Below are 19,308 nucleotides of genomic sequence, written 5' to 3'. Positions count from 1 at the left end.
AAAATTGGCCTTTTTCGATGATATCAACAAGACCTTGTTGGCAAATAAGTGTACAAAAAGCACTTTTATTATTCGACTCGCATGATGTATGCCAATTGATAAAATAATGGTCTATTGTCTGTACCTGTTACCACATTTACTACGCTCACAGATGCGTCAAAACAGGCAGGGTTAGTCAGATAATAGTTGGGGTTGTTGGAAGTGGTACATGACGAAAAATTGGTATGTGAACAATCAGGATCTGAGGTGGTATATGGCGACTGAGCAGCCGCACAACTATTGGCAACCACATTATTCACATTTATGGTTGCGATCGTCAGTGGATCTCCTGGTGGGTCACAAGTCTCGGTATAAGAGAAGCTATAACGAAACTGTTGGGATTGACAGGTTGAGCCATTGATCATATAAGCTGGCGTTTCCTGATAGCTAATTTGAGTTGTCCCGAGCGCATTAGAACCTGCGCCTGTTGCTCCAGTGGCTCCTCCTACTATGAATCTACCTACCAGATTAGGTGTAGTGTAGCCATTTCTGGTACTTCCATCGCATAGTTGGTAATCTGACGGCACGGTAGTACCGGACCACATGATGATCCCACCGAGTGGAACCACCCCAAGTCCTTCAAATTTATCTGCCTTTACATCGCCTGACACCTCGAGTTCCGTTGTGGGTGCAGCAGAGGTCCCTATACCAACATTATAATTTGTTGTGATATAGCTGACATTTGTATTGTTCATGATTTCCTCAGTGTCCCAGGGGTTGAGATACATCCAAACTTGGTTTTTAGAGTAGGCATATTTATTGGCAATGGTATCGTAGAGGAAAAGTCCATTGAGGGTTGAGTTTCTAATCCCGTACATCATGACAGGCCCTGACCTTGGGAAGAGTACTCCCTTGTTGTTGCTCTGAGCATCTATTTGCAAAATGGCCGAAGGGTCTACATTGTCCGTACCAATACCGATACCCTCTTGAGCTAATGCCAGGTCTATAGTAAGAATCGAAAAGAAAATGGAGAGTGGCAATAGAAACAGTTTGCTGCTAATCTGATTCATGGCTATTCAAGTTAGGTTGTCCAGTAAAATTGCCCTATTTATGGCATTTCAGCAAATTACCATACACAAAACTAACAAGTGCCTGCACTGGTTATGAAGTACTTAGTGCAATACGTGGAGGTCAGGAAGATAAAAATACGATCAAATTTTTTCTCAATGCTCTCGCAACTAAAAGGAAGATTCAAGCGATAGCTTAAATGTTATCTCATCCCAGAACTCAAACATTCTCCAAACTCTCCTGTATTCGGATCTAATACTCGCTCCTCATACCAATCACGATCAAAACCTATTTTTATCACAGTAACTATTTTACCGTCAACTGTCTTTCCCCAACTCACTCTATCAAAATACAATCTGTGAGGGGGATTAAAGTCTTTGGTCTTAGCCATATTTCTAGCCCTTGTTTTGGCTAGCTCTGAGATTGGCTCGGGAGCTTTTAACTGCATGTGTTCACTCCCATCTGCATTGTAAATAATAGCATTACCAGGAGCTATATAACGTTCATGTTCCATGGGATAGATGATTACCATTTTTTCCATATCAGAGGTTGGGTAGCCAGAAATTCTAGTTTTCTCTTCAAAAAATATCACCTCGGAATTATCAAATTCCCAACTGATACCAGAAGTATTACTATTGATATATTGTTTGTATTCTTTATCGCTGCAATACTCAAATAACGAAGAGTTTTTCTTTGATGATAGATTTGGTTTAATTCTAATATTTTTACCTGTGATGAGTCGAAATTTTGAGATCATACTATTTTAATTTAACTCCTCCTTTTGGTCCAATCTCTTCTAAGTAATTTTGCCAATTCGATCCCAAATAATCAATAATTTCATATTGATGCCCACCACCAGATAACTCAACTCCATTATCCAACTGTCTTCCTATTATTCCACTTCTAGATTTCAGATCTGCTTTTACCCGATAGGTTCGTAAGGTGGGTTCTTTTACGGTTTCTTTCCAAGCCTCTTTCACTGCCAATTTTTCTCTTAATTCTTTGATAGTAGAAATAGCATCTTTAGAAGCATATTGTCCTGGGCTAGCAATACCATTATTAAAATCTTCAACAAAATAAATAATCTCATTTTTCTTCCCAAGAGTTACTTCATCTATCTGTGTACCCGCCCAATAGGGCTGACCGTCTAGGTCTTTTCCCTGTCCATTGACTAAATAGTCGTTAACCTCCTTAGCCTCAAGTATTCTTCCATCTTTAAAGCCTAGGTCGAATTTGATTTCATCTCCCTGCTTAATTAAGATATAGCCTTCAGAGGTTGGAGTCATAGCTGAAGCCGAGGCATTGATTTGCCATTCCCATTTTGTTGGAGTAAGCTTCCCATTATTGATAATAGCAACAGTCTCACCAGATGTATTCTTCATCAGAATCGAATTAGCCTTTACTTCTGACTTTAAGCCTGCACTTATTAAATCATTATAAGTTGATTTAATAGAGCCTGTTAAGCCTGCTATCAAATCATCCACCCCTTTAGCGACCACTCCTTTTCTTGCTAAAGACAATTCGTCTGTTTTGTTCGCTCGAATCAGTTGCGTTTCCAATTCAGCAGTGATTTTGCTGACATCTTCAGCTTCAGCTCCAAATATTTCATCGAGTTTGCCCTCTTTCTTGGCTTGTTCTAGGATCGCACAAGACTGAGCAGTTTTCTTAATATTACCTATCTCATAGAGAATAGTTCCACCAGAAGACATAACCTCGCTTATTAGCGTAATAATCTTGAGTGATTCAATATATTCACCGCCCTTTTCCGCTCCGTATTTAGAAATAATCCAATTTTGAAAACCATCGCTGTCTGCTACATGACTAGCCACTTCTGAGGAAAGAGCCCATGCCGCCCAAATCATTCTAATTTTACTCGCTGTTTTGATGGCCAAACCTAATTCACCAACTCCGATTACAAGCGTAGCTACATCAATTGTTGTGGTGACGATATCTTCAACATTTTGTGTATTCTGCTTGGTTAGGAGGTAATCCAAATACCCTGCATATACCAAATGTGCTCTCGAATCTCCAAAAGGATTCTCGTCAAGAAAATTGCAATTGTTATTGTAAAATGATAGCGCAACAATGTCAAAATATCCCAAGGATTCTGTTTCCGTTGTCTTGGGTGTATCATCACAACTAAAATGCGCCATGGCTGGGCCTCCTGCCAAATTGGGAACCAACTTTGAACTTGCCGATTCACAATAAGTCTCCTTATATTTAAGGGAAGCGCTCCCCCTTTCTACAATTTCATATATGTACATCCCATTGAAGGGTCGTTCAAATATGTCACCGCTGCTATTCCAAATAAATTCTTCTTTGACTAAACTCTTGTTTCCTTCCACATCTGTGGCAGAAGTAATGTTGGCAGCTGAGAGAACCATTTTATTCAATTGCGTAGCAAATGCAGTATAATGATCATCTCCACCCCAGTCCTCTAATACACGTGAGAGTGACTCGTACAAGGTCCGTTGATCATACCTTACAGTTCCATGCTTGGGGTGAACATAATTAAATGCAACTTTTTCAGAGATCAATCGATCCAATACTTCTGCAGCCTGACTGTCAGGAATGTTTTCGAGTAATTTTACAAGAAGGGCTTCTTTTGCATCAGGAAAAAAATAATCATTGTTGTTATACAAGTCTGTTACGTTGCCTGTCAACATAACTTTTAACATCTGTACCTTTTGATCAGTGGTAAGCACTTCTATTTCGCCTCCACTTAAATAGCGTGCAATGTTGAACATGCCTTGATGACTTGCGATAGGCAGAGATTCATTTTCAATATTCTTAAAAATTTCATATTTCAACTCCAGAACTTCAGCGTATTTTAGATAAGCAGTTTCTGTAGCATTGTAACCTTCAAAGTAAAAATCTCGCTCCCATTGATACAGTGCATCTATAGCTGCTTGATCATAATCTTTAGTTGGACTTAGACCATAAAGACACCTAATCTCACCTACTCTTTCCAGAGTTTCTCTAGGAATATTATTGTAATTAGTACTATGTGCTACTATATATGCTTCTATAGCTTGCTGACATTCATCAGGATCTATGTCCTTAAAATTCTTCAATACATCCACATAAACTTCAATATGATCTTTGAAGGCTTGATTGGTTCCTGATGAATATTTTATATTAGAAATCTGAGATTTAATCTTATCTACTAAACCTACGAATTCCTTTCCAGGCATAGCATGCCTGAGATAAGTCCGGTAGCCTTCGTCTCCTTCTGAACTAGTACCAACAACTATTGTATTAACTGGGGTTACTACTAATATTGAGGCCCTATCATTGAGGTGTCCTGTAAGTGCAGACTGAATTTCTTGAAAACTGCCGTTAATGTCATTTTCTATTTCTCTGAAACTACTTTCAGTGGCCTTTATAGCACCTCCATAATCTTTTAACGTAGTCCCTTTTTGTTCAACTGCGATCAATCCTCCATTCAGAAGCGTATAAAGGAATATCGGTTCTTGATTTTCTAGTTGTGTAAGGGAAATCAAGCTCTGATTAATTTCTGATAATACATTATCATCAACAAAATTCTGCTTCCTTTCCGCTAAGTGCTGTGTGCCTGGTTGTAAATCAGCAATATCAATCAAATAATTATTCAAATGACTCAGTCCGGCCTGATCATTTTTTTCGTTGTCAGCAATCTGCTGGTTCAAACGCTTTACTACTTCCGCAACATATGGGTCGTTTTCAGCTGCATATGCACTGATCGTACTTATTAACAAATTTGTTAATAGAAGTAGGAGGGCGAGACACCAATGAGCTCTATTCGTTGAATGCTGCATCCTGGATTTGTTTATTGAGGTGATTAATTATTAGATTTTTGATATCCAATCGTCCGTCTGGGCGACTAGACAAATTGGTAATTAGACTTATGATAAGCTCAGGACTGGAGTTTTTGACTTCACTCACGAAATCATCAAGGCGCTTTGGATCGTCTATAAGTGCATTAAGGAACACTTCTATATTAAGTTGTAGAAGAATCTGAGCAGTAACAATATACCACTTGCGATGAAGTTCAACATAAGCCTTGGCCTGCTCATCCTGCATAAATGCATCCAACTCGCTCTGAGTCATATTCTGACTGTCATCAACTTCTTCAAAGTAGATGTCACTGCTGACTGTCGCCGTCGATGAGTTGACGGTATATCCTTCCCGTTCCAATAGCACATTTCGCTGTTGCTGTATTTCGGTAGTGTATGATAGCGTGTCATTCGCGAGCGAATCAATTTTAAATCTGGCCGTGGCTATGCTTTCGTTCACGACCTCCTTTAGGATGGCCTTGAGCACTTCTCTCCAATCCAAATTAAAGTCGACGACTTTGACTCCGACGGTAGCTTTCAAGGATCCAGACTCTGCGAGGATCGCCCACCGGCCGGCTGTGCTGAGAGGAAAAACCAAATCGCTTCCCCGGACTTTTCGCTCTACAGTCTCGGGGGCAAAACTCCAAACTACATTTCGTTTGGGTTCGGACCCGTCTCGATTCATGGCAATGAGCCTAATTTCCGCTGCTGCTTCCATGCCCATTTCTATCTCCTCTCCCGGACGATAGACATTGCCATCGTAGGTAATGACCAGCTTGGGTAAGAAATTTTCGTCGACATTTTCGGTGAGTATTTTTACACCGGCCGCCAGATTTGGCTTCAATCTTTCGGCCAGTCCTTTTCTCTGTGCTACACTGCCTGATATCGGATGAAACGGGTTGTTAGTATCCGCTTGATCTAGATTATACTTTTTGGCGTTGAGGTCTGGAGAGGTCTCTAGCGTGTACGAGACCTGATATCCCGACCTATGATTGCCACTGATCAGTGGTTTGACTATCACAAAAGGTGCTATTGGGTTCTTGGCTCCCTCGGCCAGAAAATTATTGAATATCGGCACGTAGAATCCGTCATTTTCATTGGCTATCTGCGGCACAAAATAGACGCCTATACCTGTTTGGTTGGTGAAATCTCGCACGACTTGTTCGAGGCTATTTTCGTCAGATGAGCCCATTAGATCTCTGAGCAACTCTCTGACCTCAGATTGATTATCCAGGGCTTCTTTGGCTTTCGCAAAAATGCTCTCCAATTCGGCTTCGTGCTGGCCAGTGTAGGTGGCGTAGGACAATACGATCCAGTCGAGAAAGCGATTGGCAAACTGATCCAGTTCCTCACCAATCTTGGATTGATCATCTGAGGTATCCCCTCCTCCATCTTGTGCCTGCAGCTGTGAAGCCAGACCAAACATGATCCAGATCAAAAGAAACAAGTATCTCTTACCTTGATTATACAATTCGTTATGTTTTCTACTCTTTCTCATATTTGCGCTATAATGTCTTACTCATATGAGCATTGAAGTTTTTACTGAAACAGAGGACCGAAACATGCCCCCTGACACTGCCTTCTAGCGTAGTCGGTGATGGCTTGAAAATCATCACTAAATCGCCGCGAATGAAAATGTCCACGAGAGTGATCGATTTCCAGCTACTCCATGAAAATCCTCTCCAGGTGATCTTTCTTGTCTGATAGTTTACATCCAAGGTTACCCATACATCCAACCAAACCCCTGCCTTAACTAAGGCAAAACTCGGCCTGTATTGCACGGCTGCCTGCACACCAAAAGCCACTCCAGCATCTACGGCTACATTGAATTTTACAATAAATAGATTGATCGTTGGACTCTGTGCAGACAACGAAAATGATACGCCCAGTCCCAATTCTGCTACATTCTGATTGACATCTAGCCAACCGGTAGGTGCCCAGCCTGCACAAGCTGGGATGAAAGACAAACGATCCTCCCGGGTACCAATAGCCACTCGCCATTTTCCGGGTTTCACATCGACCAGAAGACTTCCGTGCGCGCAAAGGGCCTCATGTTTTAGATCTACGCTGGCATAACCTATAAAATGCTTTTCGGCAGAGTTGTAGCTGATTTTAACCGTACCCTGGATGACAGCACGCTTGTCTCCATCCTTGACGGTGTTTTGACCCAACAGGTGGGCATTTCCCTCAAGGGCAACCGTGTAATCTCCATTCTCCTTTGAGTTGATCTCGCCGGCGAGTTGCAGTCGCATGACTTCGCCGTTGGTGGATTTGTCAAATAGCACCATGTTGAGATAGGCTCCATATTTCATGGCCTCATCAGGTACAATGATACCAGAAGGCTGCTCACTCATATGATGGTACAATCGTCCCGATATCCCTACCAGATCGACTATTCCCATGCTTACGGGCTTGGGCATTTCCCTTGGCTCTTTGCTCAGAACATCTCCCGGTTGTCGGCCTTGGCTCTTATCACCAAATGCGGGGTCAATCTGACAAAACCAATAGTGGGTATCCCCTTTCTTTCCGTTGAAATAAAGTGCATTCAGCTGAAACGGTCTTGGCACTTTGACGCTCATGATCACGTCCCCAGACCATACATCCCCGAAGACGGCATCGTCAGGCGTATACTTGATGAATCCGTCCAGCGCGATCACTGGCGTGTTGAGTTTTACTCTTACCGGATCGGCCGCGAATATTCCTTTTACATCACCTTTGGCCAGCCTGGTGGCTACTCCTACAAAGTCAATTGGAATTTGAGCGTCTCCTTCTCCGAAATTCAATACCTCATTTGCATATTGTGAGGCGATGTCGTTTATCTTGTCATTCGCGGCGTCTTTGAGCGCCTGTTTGATGATATCATCGATGTGAGATGAGATATCATGCGCGATATCTCCAACACTAATATTCGTAATAAAGTCCTGCCCTAATGCTTGAATCGTTGAAGCCAGTTTGTCTGGCTTCACCATATTCAGCGCATCTTTTGCGGCATCTTCTATGATAGTAGGTATGCCGGTGACCACACCTTCCAGTGCATCACCGCCTGCAAGGGGTTTGCCTTCGAATACACCATAGACTATTTCTGCACCCTGATCAATGATGAGCCCATTGACTCTACCAGCGATTCCGTCCTGGAGTAAGGAGATCACTGGAGTTCTTACATTGGTATCAACGGACTGATTCAGAGCGCCCGATACTTCACCTTTTATGGATGTGGCGGTGGCCGTCGCTATTTCAGCGATCGGGCCAGAGACATCTACTAAGTCGTTTTGTAGCGTATTGATCAGCTCATCGGCTATGCTTTGAACCAGTGCATCGACCTTGTTTTCAATTTCAATAGTAGCTGACAGGGTCAAATCATCTATACTGCCGTTGATTTGATCAGTTATCTCTTTTGTCTTCTTATTGATTTTGCTGGTAACGGGCTCAGCAAGTTTGGATACCAGACCGGTGATCAATAGATCAAACTGCTCCTTTTGTTCGGGACTGAGTTTGTCAAAGAAGGCTCCCCCACGCTCCAGATGGCCGGTGCCAGGATCAAATCCAGGTCCGGTATAAATCTGAGTTGGAGCGAAGGCTTCTGCAGGTGAGCCAGCGAGGCTGGCTTTCAAACTATTACCTGTATTGAGTATCCCCTCCTGACTATTGACTAGTTTGCTAAGGAGCGCAGTTTCAGACTCTTGATACTGTTGCGTTATTTGGCTGGTTTTTTCTTCCTGTGTCTCTTCTGGCTGATCGGAGGTGGCATCCGTAAATGCCTCTGCATCTTTAGGCACATATTCATTAGCTACAATACTGTAGACGTTTACCTGTGGCGCTCCTTCTCCGCCGGACACATCGTCACCCAATTGTGAGTCTATGGTGGTGGCGAATGAATAATTACCTTCACTACTACCAGCGCCTATCGTGTGAATGACAACTGGATATCCACTCATTTTTCCGTTGAGTCGCTGACTCAGTGGCAGGGCACCGTTTTTGGTGTTGAAGCCGATCGTATAGTCTCCCCAGGCTTTGAATCCGACCACCGATTTCATGGTAATTTCCAGTGCTGGCCATTCCACATCGATGGTCATGTTTAGCCGATTGTTGTCGGCAAATACGGCTCTCTTGATCAAAATATTGATGAGCTGTTCTCCACCGTCCTTGTTGAAAGTAAAAGCAGTTTCATCGAGGTCATGCAGATAACCTGTTCTGAATCCCATGTTGGAGAGTGGGATCGTAAAATCAAAGGGCTCTTCGGTACTTACCACCGGTATGAGCATTTCGCCCTCCAGTTTGCTCTCGCCTACTACTTTGCTGGCCTTGAGCTCTAGCTGGATTCTATTGAGCTTGGCCGGGAAGGTGTTGAACTTGCCGAAGTCACCATCAGCAAATGTTTTATCAATTTTGAAGTCGAATCCTTTTGTGGTCACCCAGGCCTCTTCCGGGCCATCTGACGTGAGTTCGTAAGGCTTATTGAAAACCTTATCCAGAGTGACCTGACCCGATGCATCTACATTCTTGTTATATCTTAATTGAAATGAATTGAAATAGACCCCTTTCCAATCAGGCTGTCCACTGAAACTAACGGGCGATTCTTTTTCTGAAAAATCAATCGTAAGTGTGGAGGCTCTTAATTCAATACGAGTATTGTTTAGTACTGATACATGATTGGTGATTTCTGGCTGATCCAGCTCTATGTAGAATACGTGCTCTGCATCAAAAAACGGGACTGATACGAGTTGATCCTCAAAAATGCCTTTGACGTTACCAGGCAGATTGACGTTTCCATCGAATTCAAACCAATATTTGTCAGTATTGACATAGATATATGAGGAGGTATGAAGATCGAGTGTAAATTTGAATGGATCTAAAAGGTCGTAGGTGTTTTCTTCGTGTAGTTTGAGTGCGCCGTTGACGGTGAAATCATCGTAAACCATCCAGCCTTTATCTGTCCTTACGACCGCCTTTTCACTTGCTGTAGTGGCAAATGGCAAATCCCAATCTATGTCGCCGTAGACGGAAAGTCCCTCTTTGTTGATTCTGTATTTCTCTATTCCGAAAAGGCTATAACCGTTTCTGGCAAATTCGGCATTGAGGGTATCTAACTTGTGCTCATCAAGTTCGTGAATAATCTCTCCATCCTCCAGAATGTAGTATCCGCCGTTTTCCTTGAGCTTGAGCCCTTTAAATTTGATTTTTGTCCAATCGTTTTTATTGGCCGTCAGTCTAATTCTACCCTCACCGGCAAGATTTTTAATATCCGCATTTGTGATAGCGTCCACCCATATTTTATGGCCTTCTGCGTAGAATCTTTCTACAAGACTGGGTCCGTAAAATAGAGACGGCTTACTTCTGCCTACTTCCTGCTCTCCTGTCCTGGCGACCACGCGCCAGATGTATTTTTTGGTAACTGCAGGTAGCTTGCCTAGCTCTACCTTCATGTCATAGCTCATGGAGGTAGGCTGCAGCGTGCGACTGTACCAGAGGTTGTCAAAATGAATGTTTTCATCGGGGATCTCATCCTCCTCTATTTCTCCTATTTGGACTTCGTAGCTCACCCATTGTCCCGGGATCATATTGTCCACACTGGACCATTTCATCACGGGGAGCTGCCTTCTCCTAAATCCGTCATTATTACCTGGCTCTAGTAGCGAAACCTTGCCATCTGAGGGCCAGCCATAGTAAAAATCACAGAATTCGCTATAGCCATTGTTTTTGAAGGTATCTCTTCCCTCTGGATCGAATGATTGGATCTGATAGATATAGTGCTTACCAAGTTCTAGTGCCGGATCGGATGGCCCGTAGACGTAATTGGTTCCAGAAAGTAGATCGGTTTGAAAAACCTGCAAGGCTTGTCCATTGGCTACGGCGGACATTGGGTTGGCCGAATTGTCGGTAATCTCCCACATGGTCAGTTGATGTGCGGTACCCATGGTCGCATTTGGCGACTGGGTATTGAACATTTGCCATTGGAATGGAATCTGAATGCTATTGGGATCGATAAACTTTCCGCAGATTGGACTGATGATTCGTGCTGGATCATTCAATTGGATCCAAGCGGAGGCACATGTTTTCCTCGACAACGTTTCGCCCGTATTGTAGTCCAATACTTCAATACAGAAAGAATAGAAGCCTTCTGGCAAACGTCCGGATCTTTCCAGCTCTTTCCTTGAGAGCCCTTCTATTACCAAGTTTTGGTATTCGAAATAGGGCAGCCAATCTTCTCCTGACACGATTTCAGGCACTCCTGGCGTAACTGTAATAGGGGCTGAAGGAATAAAATTGGGTGAAGTGGTCAGCCTAAGATCATTGCTTTCTATGGTGAGCCTAAACCTAAAATTCCATTGCGGCTCATTGAAATCGTTGAAGACTACAGTAGCAGACAGCTTGTTGCCACCTGGCTCTGAATAATCACTCAAAAACGAGGAATATGGTGTGGTCAATACGGGTGTTGCATTGGCCGGATACCTAAGCGTTTGGGCCTCGACTATATGAGGAAAAAGACCCAGAACAGCTACCAGGACAAGGGATACAGCGAGTTTTCCAAAACTTAGAGGCGTAGCTTTCTGATGCGGAGTCCGGTCTATCGCCTCTCCTTTGCGTTGGAGGACTGGCGCAGCTTCACAAGATTTCTGCATCAAATTGACCAGATTTTTTATCCTATTTAAATCAATCATAATCTATAGCTGTAGTTTACCCCTCCTCTAATTTCATTGATGACCTCAGCGTCCTCTTCCTTCAGGTGTTTGTTGAGATAGTAGACGCTGACTGAAAAGCTGTGCTTTTTCCCAACTCGCAGAGAGTTCATCCAGCGTACATTGTTCACCGTGCTTTCCAAACTGTTTTGAACATATGAATTGAGAAGGCTTCCCGAAATGCTTGTTCGCATTTTGTTCTCAAAAAACGACCTACCAACGGTCAAAATCGGGCCTGTAGTGACGCTCACCAACCCTACACTCTGATTTCTATTGTAAGTGTAGGTCAGCCCCAGGGACCAGGCATTACCAATTCTGACCTGATGACCAAGGGTAGCGTTATAAAAGGTGGAGGAGTTGCTTTCACTATCTGTGGCATCCTGAATACTGCTGGATAGAAATAAGGTATGGTTGAGGCCTACTTCCTTGTTAGTCTGATAGTTGACATTGATAGAACCATTTCTGGTGACTTGAAAGAATTCCAATGTATCAGTTAATATATCTGGTCTCAACTGTGACTGCTGCGTGCTGGAATTGAAATTCGAGTAACTGACATTAAAATTCAGTTTTTCATTCGGTGCATAGCTGACATTTGACGAAAATATACCCCGTCTTACTTGTGCGGTCAGCTGGTTGTCAAGATTGTTGTGTTGGAGCCCGGCATTCATGGCGACATTCACTTTTTGTTTGAACATTCTCCAGGCGATCCCTCCTGATATATCTCTCAAATCATTGTTTAGAAAGGAAGACCCCATGGTCTGATATCCGGGGTCAATATTTCGATAGGATAGGTTGAGTTGATACCACGAGGCAGTATACTTTATTTTACTCTGTAGGGCTCCATTGTAGTCAGAGGATATATTGGGAGTGAAAAGCGATCCCAGATTATTGACAAAGGTGTAGTCATTGATAGTAGTGGGTGGTATTCTGGTGTCTCTGGTAAACATGCTGTAGGCATATTCCAGCTCAAACGAGATTCTTTTGTTGATTTTATGCGAGGTGTTGAACCCAAGGACAAGGTTCTCTTCTGGCAGTACGTCTACCTCGTCGGTGATTTCAATCGAGTGTACGTCGTCTTTTGCCTTGAATAGAATCAAATCTATATTGTGTTTTTCTTTCCCCAGTCCTACTTTCACACCATACCCTAATCGCTTGAACGTAGGCTCGGCGAACACCAATCCTGATTGTGCAGATTTAGAAACTGCTTTAGCAAACCGACCATACATAGCACTCACGCGCCAAAAGCTATCCTCTGGTTCTACTTCTACTCCGACCCCGAAAAACAAATTTCCCGCCAGGGTATAATTGGAGAAGGTCATACTCCGGTGTCCTAGGTGGGCTGTCACTGATTTGTATTTTGGGCTTAAGCCAAACCTATTAAAAGGCTGAGGTTGTGAGAAATTCTTGTTTTGCTGACTTATGGTCATCGAAAAGGGCACTTGTACCACGCCGAGGAAATCAAAATTGATATTGGCGTTGATCATCCAATAGAAGGGGTCTCTCCTACTTTCAATTCCAGTAGCATGATAGAAGGTGGTGTTGGTCGAAATACCTCCTGAAACTCTCACTAATTTCTGATCGCCTATTTGCTCCAGATCCTGCGCGGTGGCGTGCTGCCCCATGCTCAATGCAAGGCACAGCCCGATCATCAGCAGAGGTCGGCTATAGGTATAGGTTGGTATGTGAGTGAAAAATTTCAATTAAATATTAACTATCTGGAGTTACTCGCCGGCTTTATAGATCCAGGGGTTTCCAATAATAAATTGGTTGTCCCCACTCTTTTTCAGGTTTTTGATTTCACTTTTTGCTTCTTTCCAGGTGGCGGGCTGACTAGAGAAAACCAGGTACCATGTTTTTTTGCTGTTTTGAGTGACCCTTGTAGATCGGCCTGTTTCGCGGGTAAACATCTTCTGAAAGTTTTTTGCACTCTCAATATCTCGTGTAGCTCCCACCACCAAGTAGTATTCTCCATCGGCGTCGAAAGCGTCTGCATCTGACAGGTCTACTGCGCTGGTCGCAATCAGCTGACTGAGTTCTTCTTTGTTCTTTTCCATCATATCCCGAATCGCGGAGAGCTCCTTGTTTTGCCGTTCGATTTTTCGCTCCAGCTGCTGATTTCTTTGTTCCAGGGCATCCATTTTTTCTTGGTGTGCTGCATCCAAAGGCGCGCCTTGATAATTCGAATGGTTTGGAACAGAGGAAGTGCTGGTATTAGCCCTGCCACCTTTCACTAGATTGTTGAGTCGGATCCCAACACTGAATTCATGAGACCCGTGTGCTAGTCCCCGGATCGCTTTTTTGGGTACTTCATATGAGTAGCCTATGATAAACTTGCTGTCTATGTGAAAACCCATAGAAAAATTGGTACCGATGCCTGTCCTATAGGAGGTACCCAACCATAATATGTCGTGATACTCAGCAAAAACGGATAGGTCAAACTGAGGAGACAATCCTTGTGCAGCTCTCATCAATACCATAGGCACTAACTTGAGCTTCGGATTCAGCATAAAATCATACTGCAAAGTGGTTGTATAGTGACGAATTAAACTAAAATTCAACGCTTTGAAATCAGCATCATTTGAATGATTTATTTCGTTTTGAAATATTTGAGTGACGGCTACTCCAAGTAGAAAATCCTTATATCTATAGCTCATTCCAATGTTTCCGTCAAGGACAGTCCTGTTATCTACATCGTTGAGCAAATTTGGGTCACTGAGATCAGACGCATTGATTCTGTCGAAATAGATCTTGTTTTGCAACACTCCAATGGATATCCCCATATTCAGATGTTGATCTTTGCTCAGGTCTACTCCATAGGAATAAGTGCCCATTAGATTGGCTCGTCCCAATACATTGGTGATATCATTGAAGAGGGTGAGTCCTATACCCATTCTTTCATTGTTCAACGCACCGTCAATGGTGAAGGCCTGGGTTTCGGGTGCTCCTTCGATGCCTGTCCATTGCTTTCGATAGGTGAAAAATGCCCGGGCTTCAGCTTCTTTCCCTGCGAAGGCAGGATTGAGTAAGAAGGGATTGAGATAGTACTGGCTAAACAACGGGGTCTGCTGTCCCATGAGCTGTGAATGGCCTACTAACCCTACTATTATGGATAACAATATCTTCCTCATCTCCTTATCTGTTTCTAATGATTGTAATTGCCCCTTTATAACCCTGTTGTGAGTCATCGAATGTGATCACATAATAATAGGTGCCATCTGGCAGAATGTCGTTTCCGGCGGTGCCGTACCAATCGTTTTGGTAGCCTTTCTTTTCATAAACTACGGTTCCCCACCGGTCGAATACCACCACATTGGCGGATCCAAAAGTTTCGATATTCGCTATCGTCCAGGCATCATTTTGACCGTTGCCATCCGGGGTCATCACATTGGTAGGTACTATCTTATAATCATCAGTGACTTCGACGACTACCTCATCGGTATCCTGGCATCCATAGAGGTCTGTCACTAGCAATTCATAGGTGGTGGTCTCGAGCGGGGTAGCCAGAGGGTTGTAGATCAGCGAGTTGTCCAAGGTTTGATGCGGGCTCCAACTGTAGGTGTACCCTCCAGACCCAATCAATTGAATGGTATATCCTTTGCTGACCACCGTATCCAGACCAGCATATGCCTCCGGGATGGCATGAACTATTACTTCTTGATCATAACTGTCTTCGCAACCATTACCTGACGTCACTGTGAGGCCAATTTCATAGGTGCCTGGCAATTCATATTCATGGGCAGGGTTGCTGGATACTGATGTGGTATTATCTCCCAGCTGCCATAGATAGGTGACAGACCCCTGGGCGATAGATGAGCTGTTGTCGATCTGAACGGTCTCTCCAAAGCAAACATCTTCTACAGAGAAATCTGCAAGCGGGACATTATATACACTGACCTCCTGAGTAGATTCTGATTGGCATCCTCCATCGGATATGACCTTTAGCAAGACGTCGTAGGTGCCAGCGTTGAGATAGAGTTTGCTCGGATTTTGTAAAATCGAATTTCCACCGTCACCAAAATCCCATTCGTAGGAGGTGATAGTTCCAAAATCAATAGTAGATATATTTACGAATTGACTTTCGTTGCCGTCACAGACATTATCAAATTCAAAATCTGCCCGGGGACTTGGGTACACCGTTACCGGTCTGTCGATGACCTCTGTACAGCCAGCGGTGGTAGAAGCAGTCAATGTGATGGTGTATTCTCCTTTTTCATCATATAAGTGTTCCGGATTGGTTTCAGTCGAGGTATTGGTATCTCCAAAATCCCAGGTGTAGCTGACAGTGCCAGTAGATATGGAGGTTAGGTTGTTGAACTGAACATGCTCGGTTTCGCAAACATCATCGGCTGAAAAGTTGACACTTGGCAATGGGCTGATATAGACCGACCGAGTATAGCTGTCCGAGCAGCCATTGGAGGTATTGACTTCCAGCAATATTTCATATGAATTGACTGCTCCATAGAGGTGGGTAGGTGCCTCATCAGTAGCACTGGATCCATCTCCAAAATCCCAGCTATAATCAACAGTCTCACCAAAAATATTGGAAGAATTGACCAGCGTCACTTCCTCACCAAAACATACATTATCGACTGTGAATTCTACTTCAGGCTTTACAAATACTTCGATAGTTTGGGTGAAATCGACGAGGCATCGTCCGACGGTCGATTCGACTTCCAGATTGACCGAATAAGAGCCGTCAGTGGCATAGGTATGTTGAGGGTTGCTATCGGTAGACTTGCTGCCATCACCAAAATTCCAGCTGTAAAACATGCCTCCATCGCCTATCGTGCTTTCGTTGGTGAAAGCTGCCACTTCGCCATCACACAGGTCGTCGAATGTGAAGTCGACCTCGGGTAGTTCATATACAATGACTTCGGTGCTGAGCTCATCTGTGCATCCCTGATCGGATTCGATAAGAAGTTCAACCGTATACTCTCCATGTGCTGCATATAGGTGTGTTGGGCTGGCATCTGTAGAAGATTCTGAATCTCCAAAATCCCACGTATAGGTGTCTATGGTCCCAATACTGATTTCTGATAGATCGGTAAAGAAGGTTGTGGCATCCAGGCAAACATCGTCGTGAATGAAATCAGCCGTCGGAACTGCATTGACTACTACGGATTGAGTGAGGTCGTTCTCACAGCCTTTGTCGCTAGTCATGGTAAGTTTGACAGCGAAGGTGCCGGCTTCCGAAAAGGTATATTCTGGTGCGAGATCCACGGATAGTCCTCCATTTCCAAAATCCCAAAGGGAGCTTTCCAACGATCCCGACGATATGGTAGATAAGTTAGTGAAGGTGGTTTTAGTGCCTTCACAGACCTCGTCGTTCGAAAATACAATTGTTGGTAGTGGATTTACCTGGACTATAAACTCGGGACTGGTCAGTTCGAGGCAGACTCCGTTTTGAACCACTGCTCGATAGGTGGTGGTCTCTGTCAATCCAGAAAAATTATGATTGGCTGTAGTATTTACAATATCTGTCCATGGCGTGGAACCATCGCTAAATTCCCACTTGGTAACAGTACCTAGGTGGTCTTCGAGCGCCAAAGTACCACTGCTGGCGTCGATACACACATCAGATTTTCCCGAAATGGTTCCTACCACTGTATTCTCATCTACTTCAATAAGAACGATATTACTAATTTCTTCATCACAAGCTCCGTTCTGAACAACTACCCGATAATAGACCGTAGCTATCAAATCCTCATAGTCCAAGGTACTGGTTTGATTGTCTATACTACTCCAGGGTTCGTTGCCTGTCGGAGATGACTCCCAGTGCAAAATGTCGCCGACTTGCCCTGCAAGAGTCAGACTGCCTGTATTCGATCCATTGCAAACGGTAGTAGCACCCGATAGCAATCCTGCGTTGGTTTCGTCTAATGTGGTAATGGTGGCTACCTCAGAAAAAACCTGTCCGCATACACCATTCTGTAAGACGGCTCTGTAATAAGTGGTGTTCGCCAGGTCAGTGTAGTTCAATGAGGTGGTGGTGTTGGCCACTGAACTAAAACCAGCCACTGCACTTGTGGTGGAATGCTGCCACTCTACCACAGACCCGGTGTGCTCTTGCAATGTCAGGGTGCCGCTGTTTGCATTGGTACAAACCGTGGCCGTACCGGTAATATTTCCTCCAACACTGAGTGCATCTATCTGTACGGTGGCCACAGACGAATAGCCCTCAGCACAAGGGCCGCTACTCACCACTGCTCGATAGTAGGTGGTAGCAGTCAAATCTGAATAAGTCAAGGTAGTCGTTTGATTGGCTATGGTCGCCCAGGGCTCATCGTTGGTCAATGAACTTTCCCAGCGATTTACCTCTCCAACATGGCCGGAGAGCGTAAGCACATAAGGATCGGTGTCGTCTTCACAGCGCACGGCAGACCCGGCCAGGCTTCCTCCATCCGAGGCTGAGAAGACAGTGACTTCTCTGACGATCTGATCGGCGCAACCAAAACCTGAGGTGACTGTGAGTGTAACATCATAATCATTGGGCAGCAGATAGGTGTGCGATGGGTTTTCGTCTGTTGAATTATTTCCATCACCAAAGTCCCAATCGAAAGTAATACTGCCTGCAGATATCGATGATTCATTTATAAAAATCATCGCAGATCCATCACAAACATCACTTACGGAGAAGTCTGCGACTGGAAGGGGTCGTACATTGATATTTTCAGTATAAACATCAGTACATCCCAAATTGGAGGTGGCCGTCAGGCTCACTAAATAAGTACCTGCATTATCATAGTCATGCGTGGGGTCTGTATCTGTGTCAATAGCCGAGCCGTCTCCAAAATCCCATGCATAGGTCATCGTTCCTACATTGATGGCTGAGGTATTGGTAAAGGACACAACATCACCCAAACACTCGTCATCAGCTGAGAATCCAGCTGTAGGTTCTGCAAAAACGTCAACTGTCTGTTCTATAAATGTGATACAACTACCAGCAGAGCTAGTAGCTTCCAATCGCACGGTATAGCTGCCTTCGGTGGCATAGGTGTGTTTTGGATTTATTTCTGTAGAAACATTGCCATCTCCAAAATCCCAATCATAGGTCAGGTTTCCTGTGACCACTTGGGTATTATTAATAAAGACTGATTCGTCACCCTGACACACATTTTCAACAGAAAAGTCTACCACAGCTTCAGGATGAACCACTACTTCTTCAGTGATCGTAGTAGGGCATATATTGCCATCTGCAACAACAGGTGTCACGGTCAACGAGACGGTGTATGTGCCGGGAGAGGCATAATTGTGAGAGGCGTCTTCTGTGGTGGCTGTGCTTCCATCACCAAAATCCCATAGGTAGGAATCTATCACACCAGGGGCCGGAATAGCTGAGGCATTAGTGAAGTCGAAGGTCGTACTTTCGCATTGGTCAGAAGAGGACAGGACGAAACTTACATCTGGTTTGGGATTGACAACTACATTAGTGACATACACATCAAAGTCCCCATTGGCATCTACTACTGTCAAGGATACTGCAAAGGTACCTGATGAGGCAAAAACATGCTTTGGTTCGTTGAGTGTCGATCCTGATCCATCCTTGAAATCCCAGTTTGTGGTGACGATAGAGCCGGCTGAGGTAGATGAGTTGTTGACGAATATGGTTTCTTCGCCTTCGCAAACCGGATCTGCTGTAAAAAGTGCTGTGGCCAACATGGCCTTTTCATCTGACGCACTGGCGAGCAGACCGATTGAACTAAATAGACCCAGCCCAAGTCCGAATATTACCAACTTCAAGCTTTTCATCTTCATTATACTTAATATTT

General features: G+C 44.0%; 8 protein-coding genes. All 8 read right to left on the bottom strand.

From position 1 onward, the window contains the following. Positions 1-68: 68 nt before the first annotated feature. Positions 69-1,049, bottom strand: a complete 981-nt coding sequence (locus ABJF11_RS03735) for a hypothetical protein (protein WP_348118141.1) — start codon at positions 1,047-1,049, stop codon at positions 69-71. A gap of 200 nt (positions 1,050-1,249) precedes the next feature. After that, positions 1,250-1,804, bottom strand: coding sequence for a hypothetical protein (locus ABJF11_RS03730; protein WP_348118139.1), 555 nt, complete (start codon positions 1,802-1,804; stop codon positions 1,250-1,252). Between the two features lies 1 nt (position 1,805). After that, on the bottom strand, positions 1,806-4,784 hold the full coding sequence (locus ABJF11_RS03725) for a hypothetical protein (RefSeq protein ID WP_348118137.1): 2,979 nt from the start codon (positions 4,782-4,784) through the stop codon (positions 1,806-1,808). A 40-nt stretch (positions 4,785-4,824) separates the two neighbouring features. Continuing rightward, positions 4,825-6,360: a hypothetical protein gene (locus ABJF11_RS03720; RefSeq protein WP_348118136.1), complete on the bottom strand. Its 1,536-nt coding sequence runs from the start codon at positions 6,358-6,360 to the stop codon at positions 4,825-4,827. 7 nt (positions 6,361-6,367) lie between these two features. After that, positions 6,368-11,482: a hypothetical protein gene (locus ABJF11_RS03715; RefSeq protein ID WP_348118134.1), complete on the bottom strand. Its 5,115-nt coding sequence runs from the start codon at positions 11,480-11,482 to the stop codon at positions 6,368-6,370. Between the two features lie 35 nt (positions 11,483-11,517). After that, positions 11,518-13,239 carry a hypothetical protein gene (locus ABJF11_RS03710; protein ID WP_348118133.1) on the bottom strand — a complete coding sequence of 574 codons (1,722 nt, stop codon included), beginning with the start codon at positions 13,237-13,239 and terminating at the stop codon, positions 11,518-11,520. A 21-nt stretch (positions 13,240-13,260) separates the two neighbouring features. Next, positions 13,261-14,667, bottom strand: coding sequence for a PorP/SprF family type IX secretion system membrane protein (locus ABJF11_RS03705; protein ID WP_348118132.1), 1,407 nt, complete (start codon positions 14,665-14,667; stop codon positions 13,261-13,263). A gap of 4 nt (positions 14,668-14,671) precedes the next feature. Further along, a complete protein-coding gene (locus tag ABJF11_RS03700) occupies positions 14,672-19,288 on the bottom strand; it encodes a PKD domain-containing protein (protein ID WP_348118131.1) in 4,617 nt (1,538 codons plus the stop codon). Positions 19,289-19,308 lie beyond the last annotated feature (20 nt).

The organism is Reichenbachiella sp. (genome assembly GCF_039941815.1).
In the GTDB taxonomy this organism is placed as follows: Bacteria; Bacteroidota; Bacteroidia; order Cytophagales; family Cyclobacteriaceae; genus Reichenbachiella.
The sequence above is the reverse complement of the archived record's forward strand: the minus strand, read 5'-3'. Positions and strand labels throughout refer to the sequence as shown.